Genomic DNA, 20,968 nt, shown 5'->3' with positions numbered 1-20,968 from the left:
TAAAAGTCTCCTTTGATTTTAGAAATAGGCGTGTTACAGCTTCTTTACGGTCTGACGTTCAATGAGACGAACGGGAACTACGACATTCTCATTCGGTTGATCCAGGGAATTCTCGATCAGGGTGATAAGGCTTTGTGCAGCTTGATATCCCATCTGTCCAAAGTCCTGGGATATGGTGGTCAGCTTGGGTTCAACGAAGCTTGCGAGATGAATGTTGTCAAAGCCCACGATGGAGAAATCATCCGGTACCGACAGACCCAGCTCTTTGGCAATCTGAATGATCTCGATCGCAATCAGGTCATTCTCGGCAACAATCCCCGTAATTCCCTGTGTCACAACGGATTGGATAAACTGAATATAGTATTCTCTGCCGTTGTCGTTGTCGTGGGTCAAGTACCGGTCGGTCAAGTCACTGACGCTGTAATCGATCAGGCTGTAATCATACAGAGCCTTCAAATAACCGAAATACCGCTCTCGGATCGAGGAAGAGTTCTCTACCTTCAAGGAGGAGATAAAGGCGATTTTTTTATGATTATTCTCGATCAGATGTTTGGAGGCCAGGTATCCGCCGCCGAAGTTGTCGGAGACAACGGACTGGAATGGAATGCCTTCAATGCATTTATCCATCGTCACAAGCGGGTACTTTGCCAGGTGATACTGATACAGAATGCCAAGATCCGAGATGCTGCTTATCGGGTAGAGAATCAATCCCGAATTGGCGCTTTGTAGCGCGGCCTCCAGCAGCTTCCGCTGTCCGACAATCGTATTGGACTGAATGTTCAGGGTATAGTCGGTCGTTGCGAGAAATTCGTTGATGCCTTTTTCATAATCTCCAAGCCCCGGGTTATGAGTGAACGGTAGAATCAGCAGAATCTCCTTGTTCGTCTTGCCGAGGGGCCTGTGCGGGGCTCTGTCTGTGCTCACGAAACTTCCCTTACCTTGGATCCGGTAGATCAGCTTGGCATTCTCCAGCTCGGTCAGCGCTCTCTTCGAGGTGATCCGGCTGACGTTGTATTCTTTCGAAATCTCAGCTTCGGTCGGTAGCTGATCTCCAGCCTGGAGCTCCCCGCATTCAATCTGGGCTGTTAGAGCATTTACGATATGTTGGTATAGTGGAATTTGTTCCAAAGCGGATCTCCTCCCTGAATTTGATATATCATTTTATGGCGTTTATGTCAAAGTCTAATTGATACTTTTGATAAAAAGTTACAGTTGTTATGTTTGAATGTATAAAATGAATACACTGCTCGTTGTGCATCTAGTTCAAAGATTCTATGTTTATAGTATCGTTTCCGCGGCTATATTTCAAGATTAGGCGCTCTCAGCACCGATAAATTGGAGAGAATTAATTGGTATATATAATAAACGAATAATACACTAATTGATATATCAAATATTCAAGGAGCGGCGGGCGTTGATTTGACAGTTTTTCACTTGAGTGATAAATTGACTGTGATTAAGGGAGGGGAGGTGTAGGGAGTCAATGAAACAATTGGGATTTCATCAGGAGAACCGATTAGCCATGCTGTCTTGGATTCGGATTACCCGTTTTCAACAGATTGGCAACCACCTCTCGAATGAGTTCTTACAGCCGTTTTGCATCACGGTTGCCCAATTCGACGTTTTGATTCAGGTCTTTGCACACCAACCTTTATCACAGCAGGAGCTGGCCGAATATCTTTCCATTAGCGGCGGCGGTGTTTCGCATATGGTGAAACGACTGGAGAAGCTGGGCCTGATTGTCCGCAAGCAGGATTGGAAGGTAAAGTATATCTCACTAACGGATAAGGGACAGGTCTTGCTGGAAGAGATTATCCCGCTGCTGTCGGATTTCCAAACTTCTATGTTCGACATTTTGGATGAACAGGAGTTGCAGCAGCTTTACAAGACCATGAGGAAGCTTCATCAGTATAATGTAAAGAAAAAGTCGGCAACCCCGGGGGTTATCGTCGAGGAGGAGTAGCTAAAAGTTGCCTTGGCTGCTTTTTATCGGCTTTACGATGGGGAGCTGAAGAAGAGGAAAAAGGAGTCCTAAGAGAGGGGTTCCTTTGTTTGCGTGGGTGGACGTAAATTTTTAGAGTTTTACAGGAGGCCTACGACCGTAGACATCCGATGAATAAAAACTATATGACTCCATCATACTAATGCCGTACTCAATCTTTGGGTACGGCTTTTATATGGTGAGGTGTGTTTAGTGGAATGGAACCAACATTATGACCCATTAAATAATATCTGGTTATCGGCAATTGTTGCTACAATACCTATATTATTTTTTGTTATCGTTTTGTCAGTATTCAAAGTTAAAGGCTACATAGCAGGAGTTTTGAGTGTTGTTATTGCGGCGTTGACTGCAATGGTTGCTTACGGAATGCCTTTTTCTAAAGTATTGGGAACTGGAATATACGGGGCATTAACAGGAGTTTGGCCAGTGGCAGCAATTGTATTAGCTGCAATATTTCTTTATAAGTTAACGGTTAAAACCGGAAAATTTGAAATCATCAAAGAAAGTATAACCTCAATAACTCCGGACAAACGCATCCAAGTGTTACTGATTGCCTATTGCTTTGGGGCATTTTTAGAAGGTGCTGCCGGGTTTGGAGCCCCGGTCGCAATAACAGCGATAATCCTCGTTGGATTGGGTTTCAAACCAATCAATGCCGCCGGTATATGCTTAGTTGCTAATATTGCAGGAGGGTCATACGGTGCAATGGGCATACCAGTAACTACTCCAGCCCAATTGACCGATTTATCTCCATTAGATGTGGCAAGCTATACATCTTATATTATTCCGATTGTCAGCTTCATTGTTGCATTCTTAGTTGTATTTCTGGTTGATGGAATGAAAGGCATTCGTGAGACTTGGTTATCGATCGTTGTTTGTGGAGGAGCCTTCGCCTTAGTACAATTTGCAGTACTCAATACGATTGGTGCAGTTCTCGTTGATATTTTGGCTGCAAGTTTGAGTTTGATCGCTCTCACGATATTTACTTTGTGGCGTGAAAAAACCAAATACAAAAGTGATTTTAGACAAGTTACAGTCGCATGGCTACCATTCATCATGCTCACCGTATTTGTAATTTTGTTTTCACAAGTCACATTTGACGATCTCATTTTAAAGATACCAATCCAAGGTGTTCATAACGAAATTATCAAGCATCCACCAATAACAACCGAACCTAGTCCGTATGCGGCGATTTTCAACGTGGATCTGTTATCTTCAACCGTTACCGCGATCGTACTAGCAGGATTGTTGACTATTTTGATTTACCGTATTAAATGGTCAACGGTAAAAAGTTCAATAAAAGATACTTTTAAAGAACTGCTATTCCCAATTATAACGATATGCAGTGTTTTAGCCTTTGCTTATATTTGTAATTATTCCGGAATGTCGTCTACGTTAGGGTTAGCATTCGCTTCGACTGGAGGGTTATTTCCATTATTCTCTCCAGTGTTGGGTTGGATAGGTGTATTCCTAACTGGATCAGTGGTCAACAGTGGGTCATTATTTGCACCACTTCAAGCCGTAACGTCTAGCCAAATCGGAATTGATCCCGGGTCAATGGTTGCAGCCAACGTGATTGGTGGCGACATGGCTAAAATGATCAGCCCACAATCGATAGCCGTAGCGGCAGCATCAGTAGGTTTAAGTGGACAGGAAAATCTATTGTTTAAATTTACAATCAAAATAAGTCTAATATTCCTTGTTGCCATTGGGATAATAAACCTATTACTATACTAGGAGGATTTATGAAGAACAAAATTAGCCGAGTGGTATTAGTGGGTACAGGAGCGGTAGGCTGTAGTTATGCCTACGCCTTGATCAATCAAGGCGTTGTTGAAGAGTTAACACTAATTGACATTAATGAAAAGCGAGCAGAAGGTGAAGCAATGGATTTACAACACGGTATGGCATTTGCTTCAACCACTACTCGTGTAACTTCTGGTACGTATGCCGCCTGCGAGAAAGCCGATCTCGTGGTTATTACCGCAGGTGCTCCCCAAAAGGACAAAAATGAAACACGTCTTGAGTTGGTTGGTAAGAATGCGGAGATTATTCGAAGTATTACCAGAGATATTATGGCGAGCGGATTTAATGGTATCATCTTAGTTGCAAGTAACCCTGTTGATATTATGACTTATGTTGCTTGGAAAGAGAGTGGTTTATCAAAAGAGCGTGTAATCGGATCAGGAACGACTTTAGATAGTGCTCGCTTTCGTTTCATGTTGGGTGAATATCTTGGAGTCGATCCACGTAATGTTCATGCTGCAATTATTGGGGAGCATGGAGATAGCGAAGTTCCGGTTTGGTCTCAAGCGGCTATTGGGATTGAAGGTTTAGAGAAAGTATTGGCTAGACGTAACAACTCAGGAGATAAAGCTGCATTACTGAGTATTTTCGAAAATACACGAGATGCCGCGTACCACATCATTGATCGAAAAGGTGCTACCTATTATGGCATTGGTATGTGTTTGGTACGGATCACTAAAGCAATATTCGCAGATGAAAATAGTATTCTTCCGGTGTCATGTTTGATGGAAGGACAATATGGGCAAAGCGATTTGTATTTAAGCACACCTGCTGTGGTAAATCGTACTGGAATTAAGGAAGTTATTGAAATTGATTTGAATGAAACCGAAAGACAGATGCTTGAAAAATCAGCAGCTGTTATGAGAGAAACTATCCATGGACTTAATAAATGAGCATTTTGCATCGATTTAAAGATAGCCGAATCTGCTAGCAATCAAAGCTTAATGCGAGGCTTGATTCTCAAAATGGGCGGACCTGCAGCATTTTAGCCTTGCTATATTTCAAACTGCTGTTGACCATGTAGGCTGCTTTATTCACGATGGCCCCGTCCTGCTTCACGGTGACTTCCTCTATTCTAAGTTAGGGTGAAGTCCTTTTTTATGCTTGGAACTCCTTGTGTATCAAGGACTCAGGTTACTGCAAAATGCTCATATACATAGCAGGAACGTTCGTTCTATAATAAAGCCGAGGAGTAAATGGATCGTACAGGAGGGTGTTATAGTTGAAGAAGAGTGCGCTATTGGTCATTGATGTGCAGAATGAAATGTTTCAAGTGAATGATCCGGTGTTTGAAGGAGATCGATTGCTCCACAATCTCAAGCAGCTGATCGCAATAGCTAGAAGCGGCGGCATTCCTGTCTTTTACATACAACATAATGACGAAAGTTTGAAGGCAGGGTCGGAGGCGTGGAAGGTTAACCCTGAGATTGCGCCTGCGATGTCGGATACGATCATTCAGAAGACCAGACCGGATTCATTCTATAACACGACGCTTGAGGAAGAACTGAAACGAAAGGGTGTCCAACATGTCATTCTTGCGGGTATGCAGAGTGAGTTATGTGTAGATACCACATGCAGGAGAGCATTCAGTTTGGGCTATGATGTCACGCTGGTATCAGATGCTCACAGCACCTGGAACAATTCGGTGTTAACCGCGCAGCAGATCATAGATCATGTGAACGCTACCCTGAAATGGTTTGCGGACCTAAAAACAACAGAAGAGATCGCCGGCTTTTTTCATATTGAATAGGTAAGAGAAAGTGATTCATCAATTGGAACGTGCTTCCCCAGCAACTCGAATTTTCCGGATTAGAATATTCCTTCAGGTACCTTTCCTTCCCAGCAATCCGGTGCGTGCAGCCCCAGCACATGACCGATGACGGCGGCCGTGTCCATGATGCTGATCGGTGCATCGAGAAGGCCGCGTTTTACGCCCGGACCTGTAATCCCCCAGGTGATGGTCATATCCATCGGGTGATCACTGCCGTGGTCATTAGGATGAGCGCCTCCGCCGCCGTGATCCGTGACCGTGATGATCCAGGTGTCTTCCAGCAGCTGCTGATCATCCAGTGCCTTGACAATCATGTCTACGTACTTATCCGTAACGGCAATCTGCTCCAGCTGCTTATCGGTACCGAATCCGTACTTGTGGCCCGCACCGTCGGGGTGATCCAACTGAATGAACATCAGTTTGAAATTGGGCTTCTGATGAATATAATCGACGATGGCTTCCGTCAGCTCGGGGTCCGGTTTGGATTCCATATGAACGTTGATCGTATTCTCAATGATTCCTGTATTGATCGGTTCCCAGCAGCTGAATGCAGACAGAGGAGCATCCGGCCATTGCTGGCGGGCCAGCTTGAATAGTGAAGCATAGGGGAAACTCTCCGGAATTTGCTGGTGAATTGCCCGGTCATTATCAAGACCGTGTTGGTCCGGTCCTACGCCATATAACAGCGAGCCCCAACACTCAGCACTGATGCTGGGAAATACGGTCTGAGCATCGTACGAGTATGCTCCTGCTTGCAGCAGGGCGTGAAGATGCGGTGCGTCCGCTTCTTGAACGAACCTGCCTGCTCCATCAATTCCAAGAATAACGACACGTTTAGCCATCGATAAACTCCTCCTTGGTAAGAACAATTTGATCTTTAAGCATTGAAGTTGAATAAGACATTATGCAAAATGTGTACAGGATTGCTGACTTGCGATGACGATTGCTACCCCCATAAGGCAATGGTCACGATACCTAGCGTGATGAGCACGGACGTAATGATTCGCCGCCAGCCTTGCTGCTCACGCAGAACGATGATGCCGAGTATGGTGCCAAATACCGTGCTCATTTCACGGACCGGCGCGATGTGCGCAAGCGGGGTGAGCCGCATGGCGAACAGGAACAGCAGGTAAGATCCCGGTGCCAGGATGGAGCCCAGCAGGATCGTGCGCCAGTTCACCGACCATTCCTGTTTTAGCCCTCTTGACAGCATCACGGGAACGATCAGAGCGATGAAATAACTGATATTGGATAACTGGATTAGCGCGATAGGGGAGACCCCCGCATCCAGAACGGCCTTGTCGGTCAGGGTATATCCTGAAATGCAAAGCCCGACCAGGCAAGCATAGCTTAAGGCTTTGGGGTTCAGGCTGGAAGGGCCTTTGAATCTCAAACCCGATAAAGCAAACAACGAAAAGATAATGATACTCAGGCCCATATAACCTGCTGCACTTAGATGCTCATGGAACAACACGAGGCTGCACAGCGAAGTCAGCATAGCGCCAAGCCCTCGCATAAACGGGTATACCTGGGACATATCGCCATGAGTATAGGCTTTGGAGAGCAGCGTGATATAGAAGCCTTGGATGGTCATGGACAGAAGCATAAGTCCGTAAATGTGCGGTTCCAGCTTCAGCCCTGACATCTCCATGAGAAAAGAAGGCATCAGGAGGATTAAGGTGACAGAATGGATGCACCACAGAAACACCGATTTATGAATGCTTCGCTTCGTGAACAGATTCCAAAGGGCATGGGTTAAACCGGAAGACAGCACCAGCAGCAGTGATAGCAGTTCCATCAGAAATGTCCGATAAGGACTTCAATGCTGCGAGCGGACAGGTTATCCACCCATTCCTGTGAACAGCCTGGATCCGTGATAACCATGGAGATGTCCTCCAGTTTGGCGAGCTTCGAGAACGTGGTCACCCCGAGTTTCGTATGATCGGCAAGGACGATGCCTTCCTCGGAACGCTCCAGCATTTTTCGTGATATGTAGGCTTCATCCAGATCATAATCGGTAATGCCATCGGTTAATGAGATGCCGCCGGCCGAGATAAACGCTTTATTGACCTTGAACTGTTCCAGCAGCATTTCGGTCAGAGGACCTGTTGCCGCCTGTTTAGCCCGGTCCATATCCCCGCCGATATAAATAATCTTTCCCTGGAAAATCTCCATCGCCAGATTCAGGACAGGCAGCGAGTGGGTGATGACCGTGACATCAGACCGGTCCTTAAGATAACGCATGACTTCAATCGTGGTTGTTCCGTTATCGAGCAGAACGGTCTCCCCTTCCTTAACTAGGGAAGCTGCGAGTTTACCAATCGCGGCCTTTTCCTCTGCGCATGTCTGGGAACGACTCGTGAAGGAAGGCTCAATATGCCCGGAACGGGATTTGACGGCGCCACCGTAAACTTTGCGCAGCTGGCCTTCCTTCTCTAAACGATCCAAATCCCTTCGGATCGTTTCTGCGGATACCTCCAGCTGCTCCGCAAGGGCGTGGACTTTCACCTTGCCTTCAAGCTCCAATTGATTTAAGATCTTCCCCCTGCGTTCCTCATAGGTTACAGACATAAATTCATTCACCTCAATATTGTATATGACTGATGTTGACCGAAGATGTGGATTCGATCCTATATTAGGCTGGTAAAACGAGATTGTCAACGAAAAGTCATTGACTTTTCGTCGTTACCTCAACTAATATACACATAAAACCACAAGAATTCATTAAAAAACCACATGCCCATGTAAAGGAGACGGTTATGTTGAAGCCAACTCTTCGATTCGGAGACGATCATACCTTTAAGATTGTGCAGTTCACAGATATTCATTGGAAGAATGGGGAGCCGGAGGATCAGATGAGCCGGCGCTGCATGGAAACGGTACTGGACCTGGAGCAGCCGGATTTGGTGGTATTTACGGGCGATCTCATTTATTCGGGCGAAGCCGATCCCGGCTGGAAAAAGTGCCAGGATCCGGTGCAGGCCTTCAAGGATGTTGTCAAGACGGTGGAGTCACGCGGAATCCGCTGGGCTTTCGTATTCGGGAATCATGATACGGAGGGGGATGTCACGCGTGAAGAACTTATGAATGCAGCTCTGCAGCACACCTACAACTGTGCAGAGCATGGCTCGCCAGAAGTTCACGGCGTTGGTAATTATACGATTCCGTTGTACGACAGTCATGGGAAAGACACGGCGGCCGTTCTGTATTTCTTCGATTCAGGGAGAGAGTCTGAACATCCTGATGTTCCGGGGTACGATTGGATTCGGCGCGATCAGATCCGCTGGTATGAGATGGCGTCCTTGGCTTACAGCGCCAAGGATCAAGGAAATCCGCTGCCCGCATTGGCTTTTTTCCATATCCCTCTACCGGAGTATCATGAAGTCTGGGAGCGGAAAACGTGCTACGGGAGCAAGTTCGAGAGAGTGTGCTGTCCCGAAGTGAATACCGGTCTGTTCGCGGCCATGCTGGAGCGGGGCGATGTGATGGGCACGTTTGCCGGACATGATCATATCAATGATTACTGGGGGGAATTGCACGGCATCCGTCTCTGTTACGGCAGAGCTACCGGTTATGGTACATATGGCCGGGAAGGCATGCTCCGTGGTGCGAGGGTTATTTGCCTGCATGAAGGACAGCGGCAGTTCGACACTTGGATTACGCTGAGCGACGGCTCGCAAATACGGGAACAGGAGAAGCATGAACCCGGGACGCCCCTCTGATATACGACAATAATAAAAACACACCTCTTATGAAATGTACGGAAATGATCCGGGTAGTTTCATTTGGAGGTGTGTTTGGTTTGCGTTATTATCTTTATCCGTTCGTAAGCAGTCGCAGCAGCAGCTCCGCCTTAGGGGGCGCATAGCTCGGATCCCCTTGGGACTTCAGCGTCATTAATCCCGATAGCACGGATAAATAACAGGCCGCCAGCTCCCTCAGATCGCCAGCCGCAATCTCTCCGGCGTCCTGCCCTGCTTCGAACAGCGGCATCAGCTGGTCAACGAAGGCATGGATGGAATAGTTCTCGATAATCCGCTTGGCTTCCTCGGGCACGCCATCTGAGGTACGTGCTTGCTGAATCAGCATAAAGTGCGAATTATCATCCTCTTGGAGAATCATGGAGGTTAGCAATGTAATTTTCTCAAGAGGGGTACCGGGCACGTTATAGATTTCGGAAAGCGCTAGCCGTGCCTCCTCCATCGACCATTGAACGAGCGTGATGAACAACTCGTCTTTGGATTTAAAGTAATGATAGAGCAGGCCGTGGCTGACCCCGGCTTCGCTGGCGATCATGCTCATTTTGGTTCCGAAAATACCTCTTCTGGAAAATACTTTAATGGCAGCTCGCATGATTTGTTCTTTTCGTTCGTCGCGTATTTGGTGCAATTGTTCTTCGTTTAACGGGGCCATTGCGTCCATCCCTCACCATGGTATTCTCTTGCTGACATCAACAATAACGCATTTCATTTATTCGGGCAATCCCATGGATAAGGGCAGGAATTCGTAATTAAAGACCGGGATGATCCGCGCGAGTAGTTCTTCCAGCGGCAAGTTTGCCTCCTGTAATACTTGATGGAGCCAAGCGTTACCTTTACCCGACGGGTCCGCATTCATAAGTGCGGTGATATACTCGGCATTAAACAAATGCTGAGGCGAGGCGAGTAGACCCGTTACCATCATATACTGTTCGAATACGGCCATATCGTGATGGCCATAAGCCAGCTCCTGGCATATATCGAACAGCCTCTGGGCAAAAGAGAACCCTTGGGCGGACAGATGGCCTTCGTATGTCACGCCCGGCCATCTGAGATCCGCGGCAGCGCTAAGCCACCATGCAGGTTCCGTGGCGGATTGAATCTTTAGAAGGGCCGAACGCTCGAAGCCCTCCTCAAGCAGGACTCTATTCTGCATCGATTGTAAGCACTGATCCAGCGTATCTGCCTGGATGGCCGCCACCGTCATACCCTGGCCAAATATCGGATCGAAGCTGCAGAAGGCATCGCCGAGCACCAGCAGACCGGAAGGCCAATCCTTCATCTGCTCAAAATGCTGTCTCACGCATTCCTCGATCCGGTAGCCCCGCGGGCTTGAGACCGGTTCAAGCTGCTGAAGCAAATCTCCGATGGTGGCACCGAACAGATTTTGGGCTTCCTGGTCGTATAGCTGATGGTCGGTTGTCGGATAGGAGTCACCTCCCGCGCGGTACAGAACCACCTCCGCAATCTGGTTCTCGATCGGATTGAATACGGCCGTGCCGATACCAAGGGAAGGATCCCCATCATTTAGGATAGTGCTCCACACAGCCTGGGTTTCCTCCGGAACCCTATAGTGCCGCGTGCTGTAACCGAGAGATATGTGCAGCCTTTCTGCCTTCGGTATCGCATACCCGAGGTTCTGCAGCCAATCAGCGAGCTTAGACCCACGCCCGCTTGCATCAACGACGATATCCGCATTCATATGAAGGAGCGCCGGCTCCTTGACGCTTCTATCCCGGAACACAACGCCGGTAACGGCATTCTTGTCGGCGTCAAACAGCAATTGTTGCGCCGTCAGTTTCGGTAAGAGAGTAACGTTGGGCAGTTTGGCCACTCTGCTGCGCAGGGTCCACTCCAGCAGGGATCTGCTGCATCCCGCATTGGGCTCATCGGGCATTTCCAGCGTGCCGTAGCGATTGGTCATTTTAACGGATTTCAGTCCTCGGGAATGAGCCCCTTGCTGAAGCAATTCCTCGGTTATGCCAGGGAACCAACGTTCAACGATCATTTTGCCGCGCTCAAGGAAACGGTGCGGATGATAGGCCTGCGGCGTACCTGCCCGATTTTTCGGTCCTGCCGGAAACTCATCCCGATCCGTGACAATCACTTCATCATAATGCTTGGATAGCACGGTTGCAGTGAATAGTCCAGCTATGCCTCCACCTAGAATGAGCGCTTTGCCTTTTGTTTTCATTCGAAGACCTCCAATATAGATTGATTTAGTCAGTCAATGATAAACACAAAAGCTCCTTCTGAAATTCAAATTTGGAATACAGGGGCAGGACTGATGGCGGTGAACTTCGTTGAACATCGAGCCGATGTCTCCCTTCTGCTATTCATATTTATGATTGATTAAGTCAGTCAATGATAAGATAAAGGTATTTATTGGATATGTCAATCCTGTTTTACGTACAAGAAGCGTGAATTGCCTATAACTCCCCTTGTGTTCGCTTCGGAATTTTGGGACAATAAGGAGTGGACTATGAATAGAAAGAGGACCAATCAATGAACAAACCATCCATTTATGGATTAACATTAGATCAGTTGACAGCTTGGCTTGGCGAGCGTGGACATAAAAAGTTTCGGGCAACACAGGTATGGGAGTGGCTGTATCGGAAGCGGGTCACCGCTTTTTCCGATATGACGGATGTGCATCCGGAGTGCTTGCAGCTGCTCGCGGAGCATTATACGATTCTGACCTTGGAGGAGCATACCAAGCAGGAATCTCTGGACGGAACGGTTAAGTTCCTGTTCAAGCTGGTGGACGGCAACCTGATTGAGACTGTATTGATGCGGCATAAATTCGGTTTATCGGTCTGTGTGACCACCCAGGTCGGCTGCAACATCGGCTGCAGCTTCTGCGCCAGCGGTTTGCTGAAGAAAAGCCGGGATTTATCCGCAGCGGAAATTGTGGAACAGGTTATGCAGGTTCAGCTTCACTTGGATCAAAAAGGCAAAAGCGAGCGGGTCAGCCACCTCGTAGTGATGGGGATCGGGGAGCCGTTTGATAATTATGAGAACATGTCGGATTTCATTCGCGTGATCAAGGATCATAAGGGGCTTGCCATCGGTCCCCGTCATATTACGGTATCGACCAGCGGACTGGCTAACAAAATCATCGAGTTCGCGGACAGCGATCTGGGCGTAAATCTGGCCATCTCCCTGCATGCGCCGAATGACGAGATCCGGACCCGCATTATGAAGATTAACAAGGCGATTCCGATCGAGAAGCTGATGGGAGCGATTGATTATTATCTGGAAAAAACGAATCGTCGCATCACGCTGGAGTACATTCTGTTGAAGGATGTAAACGATCAGCCTGAGCATGCGCTCGAGCTGGCAGAGCTTGTTGGCAAGCGACGCAATCTGGCGAATGTGAACCTCATTCCGTACAACCCGGTAGATGAGCACAGCCAGTATCAGCGCAGCACGAAAGAATCGATCACCTCTTTTTATGATACCTTAAAAAAACAAGGCATTAGCTGCAGCGTTCGCCTGGAGCATGGAACCGACATCGATGCGGCCTGCGGGCAGCTGCGAAGCAAGCAGATTAAGAAAGCGCAGTAACAAGAATAACGTGCAATCTCAGGTGGATTTTTCCGCCATATGGATTGGCCAGTTGAAAGGGCGTACCCACTCATATGGGTATGCTCTTCTTAATAAGGTGTCCGAAGTGCTTTATATTACAATCGAATCGAGAGGAATGAAACTTAAACATGCTGGAGACACATCCAACCGTCAAAAAGCTGCAATTCAAAGACCTCGGCCAGCCGGTTCTGATGCTAAACGCGCCACAGGCTTATCATGAGGTCATCAATTCCCTGCAAGGGGAAGTCCATAAGGAGCCTCAGCAAGTACCTTACGATTTCGTGCAAGCCTTCGGGACAAGCAATGAGGAGTTGCAGCGGTTAGCCAAGATCGCAGCTAGCTCCGTGACTGACAACGGCCTGCTGTGGCTGTGTTATCCCAAGAAATCATCCAAGACCTACAAGAACTCCGATTGCAGCCGGGAGAGCATTACGGGCATTCTTGCTGACGAAGGCTATGAGCCCGTTCGGCAAATCGCTATCGATGAGGATTGGTCGGCCATGCGCTACCGTAAAGTGGAGTTGATCAAGTCCATGACCAGATCGTTTGCAGCAACCGCGAAGGGGAAAGAACGGACGGGTCAAGAGGACGATAAATGAAGGTCGGCTTGCATACGGTAGCTCGGGTATATTGATATTGGCTGCCCGGCCCAAAAATGCGCTGTTGTGTATAATGAATAGAGTGATAGAAAGGATGGGAATATGCTGACAATCAAAGAATACAGCGTTGAATTGGTGAAGGATCCCTTTGGAATCCTGACAGGCAAACGCTTTGAGTTTGTATGTGATTTGGACGTGCCGGAGGACGATGAGCTTTATTCGGAGCACGGCGTCTATTTGAGAGTGATTTACCTGGATGATGAGGAGCGTTCGCGCATTGTAAAGTACGACTTCTATGAGCGGACAACGGACCAGTACCTGGACTTCGATATGGAGCCCGAGGAAGAGGAAGAACTCATGACTTTTTGCAAAGAGCATTTGCAGGAAGCGTAAATAGAGCCGGAAGATGAGAAACAAGCACTTGCGGGTTGACTTGGTCATGCTGTGCTGAATCATTACGGATTGCAGCTTCTTCCATGGAAAGTGGAAATATTGCCGTAACAGGTCTTGCAGACTATTGATGGTTTTGGTAAAGTTAAACACAACTTATGATGAACGGAGGGTTACGTATGTTGGATTATTCCCGATTGAGATCTTTTCGCGGCTAATGAAATAGCGCTAAAGAGACCTGCACAGATGCAGGGTAATCGGGATGGGTCCGTCTTTTTTTACGCAACCCATTTTTATGATATGTCTATAGAAATACACGTCTATTCATTTGTGGGATAACGGTGTTTTCACCTTCCTGTTTTATTTGGATGTGTATTTAGACTAGGCATTCCAGGAACGGTGGACAGCTATAGAACCCGTTCCGGTTACCCAGCACAGGCAGCTCGATGCCTGTGCTTTTTTTGTTGTTATGACGGCTAGGATGCAATGAAATATGGAAGGGGATTGATTCCTTATGACAATAGCAAAACACAATGATGAGTATACACAAGTTATACAAGAGATGCTGGAGATAGCCGGAAAACACGGGGTGAATTTGAATCCGGAGGGAATTGAAATGAATGAATCCGGCATGGATTTCCTTGTTGGATTCGCAGAGGAAGCAGGGACCGGAGCACGGTGGATTCTGCGTAAACCGAGACGATCGGATGTGCTGGAAAGGGCTGATAACGAAGCCCGGGTCCTGAAGCTGATCCCATCCTATCTTCCGGTTGATGTACCGGATTGGCGGATTTATACGCCGGAGCTCATCGCCTACCCGCTGCTTAGTGGGGAGCCTGCCGCTTCCGTCAGCTCCGAAGGCTATGCATGGAATATGGATCATGAGAATCCGGGTGACGGATTTGTCCGCTCATTGGCTGAGACGCTGGTTTCCTTACATGGCATCGATCATGATGCGGCGCGAGCAGCAGGTCTGCGGGTGAAGAGTCCCCAGGAGGTTCGTGAAGAGACGGCGCGAAATATGGAAGACATCAAGAGCCGTTTGGGCGTCTCCGATGCGCTGTGGGAGAGATGGCAGAAATGGCTGGAAGAGGATTCCTATTGGCCAACGCATTCTGCCCTCATCCATGGCGATCTTCATCCCCCGCATATCCTGATTGATGAGCGCGTGCAGGTTACCGGGCTCTTGGATTGGACGGAGTCGGAGGTAGCAAGTCCCGCCAAAGACTTCGTGTTATACTACGCTATTTATGGCGAGCATAATCTCCGCGTCCTGTTGGACCGGTATAAACAAGCCGGAGGGAAGGTGTGGCCGCGCATGTTTGATCATATTGTAGAGCAGCATGCCGCCTATCCCGTGCTGATTGCCCAGTTCGCTCTCCTGACGGGTCAGGAAGAGTATATGACGATGGCTCGGAATGCCCTAGGATTGACGGAGGAAGCCTCCTCGAACTAGGAGATTGTCGGCCAGGAATTTTATGCTGTTTGGTGAGACGGCAAACCCACTGAATACAGCTCTCGAGAAAACTACAAGCCAACCGATGCATACATTCGGTTGGCTTTTTGCATGATATAAATTAACAGAATTCAACATTATTTTGGATGAGCTGTAGGACATATAATGAAATCATGGTGAAATAAGAAGTAAGGTTAACAGATTTTTACTACATTCGTAACGCAATTTACATACCTGTAAACCTCTTGGAAGAGTAAATATGTTATCCTAGACATACTAAACTTACATACATCATTCATTTAGGGAGGGGATTGACCGTGAATATTGAGGTACGTTTATGCCCGAAGGAACAGTCATTTATTCTGCATAACATCTATCCACTGTACTTGCATGACATTGCTGAGATATGGGGGGTCCGTCCTAACCGGTTCGGTGTATTTGAAAAAGAGGATGTGCCGACCTTAAGCGAACAGAGCAAGCAGCTCGATATGTGGTGGGAGCAGCCATCGGTTCTTTTTCCTTATCTGATCTCTGTAGATGGTATCGCGGCAGGGTTGGCCCTAGTGGCGACCACCCCGTACATTCCATCGCCGAATATTCAGTACTACTTGAATGATTTTTTTGTGCTTCGGACTTTTCGAAGACAAGGTGTAGCCCAACGAGCGGCTGAGCTTGTGTTCGATCAGTTCCAAGGTGCATGGGAGCTACAAACGAATCCGACCGAGCGCAATATGAGTACCCAGATTTTTTGGCGCAAGACGTTGAACACGTACACGGGCGGAAGATATACGGAGCATGAAGGCGTCCATCCGGAAAAAGGGGATATGCTGGTCTTCCGTTTTAATAACAAATAAGCATTTCTTCATATGTGGAATCGGGCTTGACAGCTGGATGCTGCTGGGAGTAAACTGAGTTAAATTTTTCGAAAATGCTAGGATGAGGACGCCAGGGTCGCAAGTGGAAGCTGAATCAGAGAACTGCTGGGTGGTGCGAAGCAGTCAGCGGCGATGTATGGCCATCACCTCGGAGCAGATCCGCCGATCGTTTATAACTTGAGGCGTATCCGGTATTCCCTGCCGTTACCATGGGGCATCATTGATGGATGATGACGAGAGTGCGTACCGGCTTGACCGGTGCGAATCAGGGTGGTAACGCGGAGACAAGGCTCCGTCCCTACAAGGGACGGGGCTTTTTTGTGTTCATTTAGACCATGGAAAAGAGAGGAGTGTACGTATGCTTGCGAAATTGATGCCTCAGGACGAGGTGCTGTACCAGGAAGATTTTATTCAGGATGAGGTGTCATACAATCTGATTCATCTCCTTGCTGGGTCACCGCAGAACATGGGGCTGAAATCGCCGGATGGACGGATGATCTTTGCGCAGTCTCCCCGGGGGAACGCGTGGTTATGGATTTCCCGGGAGGTTTCCGGGGATAAGCGGCAGCACCTGCTCCAAGAGCTGGTAAGCGAGCTTGAAGCGGTGACCCTGCCTGGGGTGACCGGGGAGCCGGGTGTGGCAGAGCAGTTTGCACGTTGTTATGCAGAGGAGCGTCAAGGGACCTACCGTCATCATATGACGATGGAGTCTTATCATGCCCCCGCTGTGGAGCCTCCTCATTTTGTCGAGGGCGCGATCAGGCAGGCCGCTGAAGAAGATACGCAGCAGGTGGCCCGGTTTCTGGTTGGATTCTCGGAGGATGCTTATGGGGTCCGCGCGAATGCGGCAAGCCAAGTCGAGACAGCGCAGCGACTCATTCAGCAGGGCGGGTTGTATTTATGGATAGCTGGCGACAAAGCGGTCTCGATGGCTAATCTTGCACACCGTTCGCCAAGGCACGGTCGCATAAACGCAGTATACACGCCGAGGGCTGAACGGAAAAAAGGGTATGCCAGCGCCCTGGTTGCAGACCTTGGACTTCGTCTGCTGCAGGACGGTTTGGTACCCATGCTGTATGCCGATCAGGTCAACCCGGACTCCAATCGATTGTACCAAAATATCGGGTTTATCCGGTGCGGAACGATTCGCGACTTCAAGTTTGTTAACAATGAATAGTGAATCCATAAAGTGGCACGGCTTGGACAAAGCCGGGGAAGACGAGGGGCATCAACAAATGTTATTCTATAAAGGTAGCTAAGAAATGCCGGGCCCGATTGGATAGTACATGATCCCTCAGCCAGACAATGCCCACGTCGGACTGGAAATCAGCGCTCGTAATGGACAGTGTCCGGATGTTGGGAATCGCAAATGAGGACATCACCGACTCGGGTAAAATGGTGGCACCGATGCCTTCAGCTACCAGAGCAACGATAATGGCAACGCTGGAGCATTCGCAAATGACATGCGGTTCAAGTTCGCCGCGCTTAAATTCTTGGATGACCCGCTCATGCATCCCGATCGTCTGATCGGTTTTTAAGGACAAGAACGGATATTCCGCCAGCTCGCGCATCGAGATTTCCGAATGGGAGGATACACTTTCCCAGCTGCCTGGAAGGACCGCGACGAACGGGTCGGAGGGCAGAGGCTGAACGGCATAATGCTCAGGCCCGAAGCTGGATTCGAAAGGGAGCCGGGTCACTGCCAGCTCAATATTACGCTTGTCGAGTTGATCCGCCAGCAGGGAGTGATCGCCTTCCCGAATCTTGAAGGTGACCTCGGGATATTGCTGCCGGAAGATCTGGATGCGCTGGGGCAAGAGCGAAATACAGGAGACGACGGCGCCGATGGAGAGCATGCCGCGGATTCCAGCGTGGATCTCCTTCACCTCGGTTAGCGTTTCATTGAACTGGTTCAGCAGGGATGCGGCTCGGTTCTGCAGCAGCTCGCCTGCGTGTGTGAGCTGAAGTTGCTTGCCGCTGCGTTCAAACAGCAGAACGCCGAGCTCTTCCTCCATCAGTTTCAGCTGACGGCTTAATGGAGGCTGCTCCATATTGAGCTGTTTTGCTGCACGCGTGATCTGTCCTTCCTGCGCAATCGTCAGGAAATATCGTAGCTGTCGAATGTCCATCTTCATACCCCCTCTCCATACCTTTAAGGTATGGTATCCCTATAAATCAGATATTTTTAATATAGGGTATCGATTGATATGATTCAACTAATAACGTTTACAAAATAAGGAGATGTGTGCACATGACTTACGCGATACCCGTGGAGTTAACGACCACCCCGAAGACAAAGCCGAGCCACTACAAACAGGCTTTCGGCACGGTATTTACGGACCACATGTTTATTCTCGATTATGATGCTAGTCAAGGCTGGCACGATCCGCGCGTCGTTCCGTATCAGCCGATCGAACTGGACCCTGCCGCCAAGGTATTTCACTACGGGCAGACCGTATTTGAAGGCCTGAAGGCTTACTTGACGGAAGATGAGCGAATTCTCATGTTCCGCCCGAGCAAAAATATTCAGCGGCTGAACCTGTCCAACCAGCGCCTGAGCATTCCGGCATTGGACGAGGAACTTGTTATGGAAGCGCTCAAGCAGCTGGTGCTCGTGGACCGCGACTGGATTCCTTCAGAGCCGGGCACATCGCTCTATATCCGTCCGTTTGTGATCGCAACCGAGCCCGTGCTTGGCGTAGCGCCATCACTGCAATACAAGTTCATGATTATCCTGTCGGTGGTCGGTTCGTATTATGCAGAAGGCATCAATCCGGTCAGCATTTATGTGGAGCCGAAATACGTGCGTGCCGTAGCCGGCGGCGTGGGCAATGCCAAGACGGCTGGCAACTACGCGGCAGGTTTGAAGGCGCAGGATGAAGCAACGCTTAAGGGATACTCGCAGGTGCTGTGGCTCGATGGCGTACATCGCAAATATATCGAGGAAGTCGGCAGCATGAACGTGTTCTTCAAGCTGGGCGATACGGTCGTAACCCCGGCGCTGAATGGCAGCATCCTGGATGGCGTTACCCGGAACTCGGTTATCCAACTGCTTCAGCATTGGAATATTCCGGTAGAAGAACGGGCCATCTCCATTGATGAAATCGTGGAGGCCCACCGCAGCGGCTTGTTGACCGAAGCTTTTGGTACCGGTACGGCAGCAATAATTTCACCGATTGGATCCCTGGAATGGCAGGATCAGCAATTGAAGATTGGTGAGGGAGCAACGGGCGAACTCTCTAAACGCGTATATGATGCCATCACAGGCATCCAGCTCGGAACGGTTGAGGATCCGTTCGGCTGGACGGTTGAGCTTACGTTATCTTAATAACGATCGATTACCCGAACCTTCCAAAGATAAGGCTGCAGCTATAGATGCAATTCATAATACTTGAGGCAGGCAATACCCTTTTAAATGAAATAAACGGCCTGGTTGCAAAAGCAACCAGGCCGTTTATCATTTCATCGTGTGTAAGCTTCATGAAACGTTTTTTTCATTGATCATATTTAATGAAAAAATTTTCGAAGTCTTCTGAGTGATTTCCGAATTTGACGTTATCGGGAACAATCCCTCCAATTAGCCGTTCTTTTTCGATCCCACCTTTGAAGTATATGAGCGTTGGTGTTTCCTGAACGCTAAACTTCTTCCATCCCTCTTTATATTCAAGTAAGTTATATAATAAAAATGATATTCCAAGTTCGCTAGCGATATTTTTTATTTTAGGTGTCGTCGCCTTACAATGACCACAGGTTGGAGAGAAAAAATATAAAAAGAAGCTTTCTTTATTCATTAATTTGGTACTCAAGTCCATTGGACTAATGATATTTTGATAATTCACATCACTTAATATCTTGATCGTGCTCGGGGACAATTCATTTATTGGTTTATCATAAGGATTCGACGGAGAAGATTGGAGCAAAACAAATGAAGCTCCAAAGATAATAAGGATTATGGTTAGAGACAGGGATAGTCTTTTCATAAAATCTCTCTTTTCCTTTTTTTGGTGTAAATATAACTTGACATTCGAGGGTGAATTGGTAAAATAAGGTGTAAATAAGACTTTACATTGGGGGCGAGGTGCAAATCTAAATTGGTCGAAAATCGAATTCGCGAATTGAGAAGTGAAAGAGATATTACCCAACTTCAAATGGCTAAAGACTTGGAAATCACAAGACAAACCATTATTTCAATCGAAAAAAAACAGTATAATCCAAGTTTGGAACTTGCTCTTAGAATTGCTTGTTATTTTGATTGTACTGTAGAAGATATTTTTACCTTGAAGGAGGAGTGATCCAATGAAATTCAATCAATTGAATATTTTATATGTTATCATTGGTTTCTCGATAGCATATTTTGTAGTCAATGCAGCTGGACGAGATCTCCAATGGGAGATGTTAATTGTTCTTCTGATTGGTGCTGGGACCGCTGAATTTCTCCGAAGAAGGAGATTAATTAAATCTGGGACAACAGAAGTTGATGAACGCACAGATTTTTTAATCAAGAATTATTTAAACAACGTTTTTATTAGCGCTGCGATCGTATTGCTCATCTACCTAATTGTCTGTAAATATCAAGGAATAGCGGAAATTCCAATCAATCATTTATTTTTCTACTTGTTGTTATTGTTGTTTTCTCTTTCTATCGCAGCTGTTACTGCTAAACGAAGGTAAGGTTAAATTATTGGCCCTTACCGCCTAAGATAAAGGAGGTAAGGGCCAGCAT

22 protein-coding genes are annotated in these 20,968 nt (G+C 47.8%); 14 read left to right on the top strand and 8 right to left on the bottom strand.

The annotated features are described in order from the left end of the window. Positions 1 to 33: 33 nt before the first annotated feature. Positions 34 to 1,128 (bottom strand): GntR family transcriptional regulator, encoded by a 1,095-nt coding sequence (locus AB4124_RS13870; protein ID WP_441973198.1) that lies wholly within the window; start codon positions 1,126 to 1,128, stop codon positions 34 to 36. 355 nt (positions 1,129 to 1,483) lie between these two features. Here AB4124_RS13870 and AB4124_RS13865 point away from each other — a divergent pair, with 355 nt between their 5' ends. The 4 genes from AB4124_RS13865 (at position 1,484) to AB4124_RS13850 (ending at position 5,558) form a co-directional block, all read left to right on the top strand. Then, positions 1,484 to 1,963, top strand: a complete 480-nt coding sequence (locus AB4124_RS13865) for a MarR family winged helix-turn-helix transcriptional regulator (RefSeq protein WP_441973197.1) — start codon at positions 1,484 to 1,486, stop codon at positions 1,961 to 1,963. 222 nt (positions 1,964 to 2,185) lie between these two features. Continuing rightward, complete coding sequence (locus AB4124_RS13860) at positions 2,186 to 3,739, top strand: L-lactate permease (RefSeq protein WP_441973196.1); 1,554 nt, start codon at positions 2,186 to 2,188, stop codon at positions 3,737 to 3,739. Between the two features lie 8 nt (positions 3,740 to 3,747). After that, the gene (locus AB4124_RS13855) at positions 3,748 to 4,701 is read left to right on the top strand and encodes an L-lactate dehydrogenase (protein ID WP_076323785.1); all 954 of its coding nucleotides are present in this window, start codon (positions 3,748 to 3,750) and stop codon (positions 4,699 to 4,701) included. A 329-nt stretch (positions 4,702 to 5,030) separates the two neighbouring features. Then, positions 5,031 to 5,558, top strand: coding sequence for a cysteine hydrolase family protein (locus AB4124_RS13850; protein WP_441973195.1), 528 nt, complete (start codon positions 5,031 to 5,033; stop codon positions 5,556 to 5,558). Positions 5,559 to 5,617: 59 nt separating this feature from the next. Here AB4124_RS13850 and AB4124_RS13845 read toward each other — a convergent pair whose 3' ends face one another. From AB4124_RS13845 to AB4124_RS13835, 3 genes are all read right to left on the bottom strand, one after another. Beyond that, positions 5,618 to 6,421 (bottom strand): alkaline phosphatase family protein, encoded by an 804-nt coding sequence (locus AB4124_RS13845; protein ID WP_430108960.1) that lies wholly within the window; start codon positions 6,419 to 6,421, stop codon positions 5,618 to 5,620. Positions 6,422 to 6,525: 104 nt separating this feature from the next. Continuing rightward, entirely contained in the window at positions 6,526 to 7,377 is an 852-nt protein-coding gene (locus tag AB4124_RS13840; RefSeq protein WP_076323788.1) for a DMT family transporter, read from the bottom strand. Next, positions 7,377 to 8,150: a DeoR/GlpR family DNA-binding transcription regulator gene (locus AB4124_RS13835; protein ID WP_441973194.1), complete on the bottom strand. Its 774-nt coding sequence runs from the start codon at positions 8,148 to 8,150 to the stop codon at positions 7,377 to 7,379. The genes AB4124_RS13840 and AB4124_RS13835 overlap by 1 nt, the downstream gene beginning before the upstream one ends. A 191-nt stretch (positions 8,151 to 8,341) precedes the next feature. Between AB4124_RS13835 and AB4124_RS13830 the strand changes: the two genes are divergently transcribed. Further along, entirely contained in the window at positions 8,342 to 9,301 is a 960-nt protein-coding gene (locus AB4124_RS13830) for a metallophosphoesterase family protein (RefSeq protein WP_441973306.1), read from the top strand. A 94-nt stretch (positions 9,302 to 9,395) separates the two neighbouring features. Here AB4124_RS13830 and AB4124_RS13825 read toward each other — a convergent pair whose 3' ends face one another. Continuing rightward, the gene (locus AB4124_RS13825; protein WP_430108966.1) at positions 9,396 to 9,992 is read right to left on the bottom strand and encodes a TetR/AcrR family transcriptional regulator; all 597 of its coding nucleotides are present in this window, start codon (positions 9,990 to 9,992) and stop codon (positions 9,396 to 9,398) included. A gap of 57 nt (positions 9,993 to 10,049) precedes the next feature. Beyond that, entirely contained in the window at positions 10,050 to 11,531 is a 1,482-nt protein-coding gene (locus AB4124_RS13820) for an NAD(P)/FAD-dependent oxidoreductase (protein ID WP_441973193.1), read from the bottom strand. A gap of 311 nt (positions 11,532 to 11,842) precedes the next feature. Here AB4124_RS13820 and rlmN point away from each other — a divergent pair, with 311 nt between their 5' ends. From rlmN to AB4124_RS13790, 6 genes are all read left to right on the top strand, one after another. Next, a complete protein-coding gene (gene rlmN / locus AB4124_RS13815; RefSeq protein WP_379414654.1) occupies positions 11,843 to 12,904 on the top strand; it encodes a 23S rRNA (adenine(2503)-C(2))-methyltransferase RlmN in 1,062 nt (353 codons plus the stop codon). A 149-nt stretch (positions 12,905 to 13,053) separates the two neighbouring features. Next, a complete protein-coding gene (locus tag AB4124_RS13810) occupies positions 13,054 to 13,524 on the top strand; it encodes a DUF3052 domain-containing protein (RefSeq protein WP_379414653.1) in 471 nt (156 codons plus the stop codon). Positions 13,525 to 13,626: 102 nt separating this feature from the next. Beyond that, complete coding sequence (locus AB4124_RS13805; RefSeq protein WP_100541128.1) at positions 13,627 to 13,917, top strand: DUF6509 family protein; 291 nt, start codon at positions 13,627 to 13,629, stop codon at positions 13,915 to 13,917. 511 nt (positions 13,918 to 14,428) lie between these two features. Further along, positions 14,429 to 15,370 (top strand): macrolide 2'-phosphotransferase MphI, encoded by a 942-nt coding sequence (gene mphI, locus AB4124_RS13800; RefSeq protein ID WP_441973192.1) that lies wholly within the window; start codon positions 14,429 to 14,431, stop codon positions 15,368 to 15,370. Positions 15,371 to 15,687: 317 nt separating this feature from the next. Then, positions 15,688 to 16,224: a GNAT family N-acetyltransferase gene (locus AB4124_RS13795; protein ID WP_076323796.1), complete on the top strand. Its 537-nt coding sequence runs from the start codon at positions 15,688 to 15,690 to the stop codon at positions 16,222 to 16,224. A gap of 379 nt (positions 16,225 to 16,603) precedes the next feature. Continuing rightward, positions 16,604 to 17,422 carry a GNAT family N-acetyltransferase gene (locus AB4124_RS13790; protein WP_215161275.1) on the top strand — a complete coding sequence of 273 codons (819 nt, stop codon included), beginning with the start codon at positions 16,604 to 16,606 and terminating at the stop codon, positions 17,420 to 17,422. Positions 17,423 to 17,483: 61 nt separating this feature from the next. Here AB4124_RS13790 and AB4124_RS13785 read toward each other — a convergent pair whose 3' ends face one another. Further along, entirely contained in the window at positions 17,484 to 18,374 is an 891-nt protein-coding gene (locus AB4124_RS13785) for a LysR family transcriptional regulator (RefSeq protein ID WP_441973191.1), read from the bottom strand. Positions 18,375 to 18,496: 122 nt separating this feature from the next. Between AB4124_RS13785 and AB4124_RS13780 the strand changes: the two genes are divergently transcribed. Next, positions 18,497 to 19,573, top strand: coding sequence for a branched-chain amino acid aminotransferase (locus tag AB4124_RS13780; RefSeq protein WP_441973190.1), 1,077 nt, complete (start codon positions 18,497 to 18,499; stop codon positions 19,571 to 19,573). Between the two features lie 166 nt (positions 19,574 to 19,739). Here the strand turns inward: AB4124_RS13780 and AB4124_RS13775 are convergent, their stop codons facing one another. Beyond that, positions 19,740 to 20,036: a thioredoxin family protein gene (locus AB4124_RS13775; RefSeq protein ID WP_441973189.1), complete on the bottom strand. Its 297-nt coding sequence runs from the start codon at positions 20,034 to 20,036 to the stop codon at positions 19,740 to 19,742. A gap of 300 nt (positions 20,037 to 20,336) precedes the next feature. On the opposite strand from AB4124_RS13775, the gene AB4124_RS13770 reads away from it, so the two are divergent. Together AB4124_RS13770 and AB4124_RS13765 are read left to right on the top strand one after the other, a co-directional pair. Continuing rightward, the gene (locus AB4124_RS13770) at positions 20,337 to 20,537 is read left to right on the top strand and encodes a helix-turn-helix transcriptional regulator (RefSeq protein WP_441973188.1); all 201 of its coding nucleotides are present in this window, start codon (positions 20,337 to 20,339) and stop codon (positions 20,535 to 20,537) included. 4 nt (positions 20,538 to 20,541) lie between these two features. Continuing rightward, positions 20,542 to 20,916, top strand: coding sequence for a hypothetical protein (locus tag AB4124_RS13765; protein ID WP_441973187.1), 375 nt, complete (start codon positions 20,542 to 20,544; stop codon positions 20,914 to 20,916). The last annotated feature ends 52 nt before the right edge of the window (positions 20,917 to 20,968 follow it).

Source organism: Paenibacillus sp. 2KB_20, assembly GCF_052115765.1.
Taxonomy (GTDB): Bacteria; Bacillota; Bacilli; order Paenibacillales; family Paenibacillaceae; genus Paenibacillus_AQ.
Note: the sequence above shows the minus strand (reverse complement) of the source record. Positions and strands in the feature narration are given on the sequence as shown.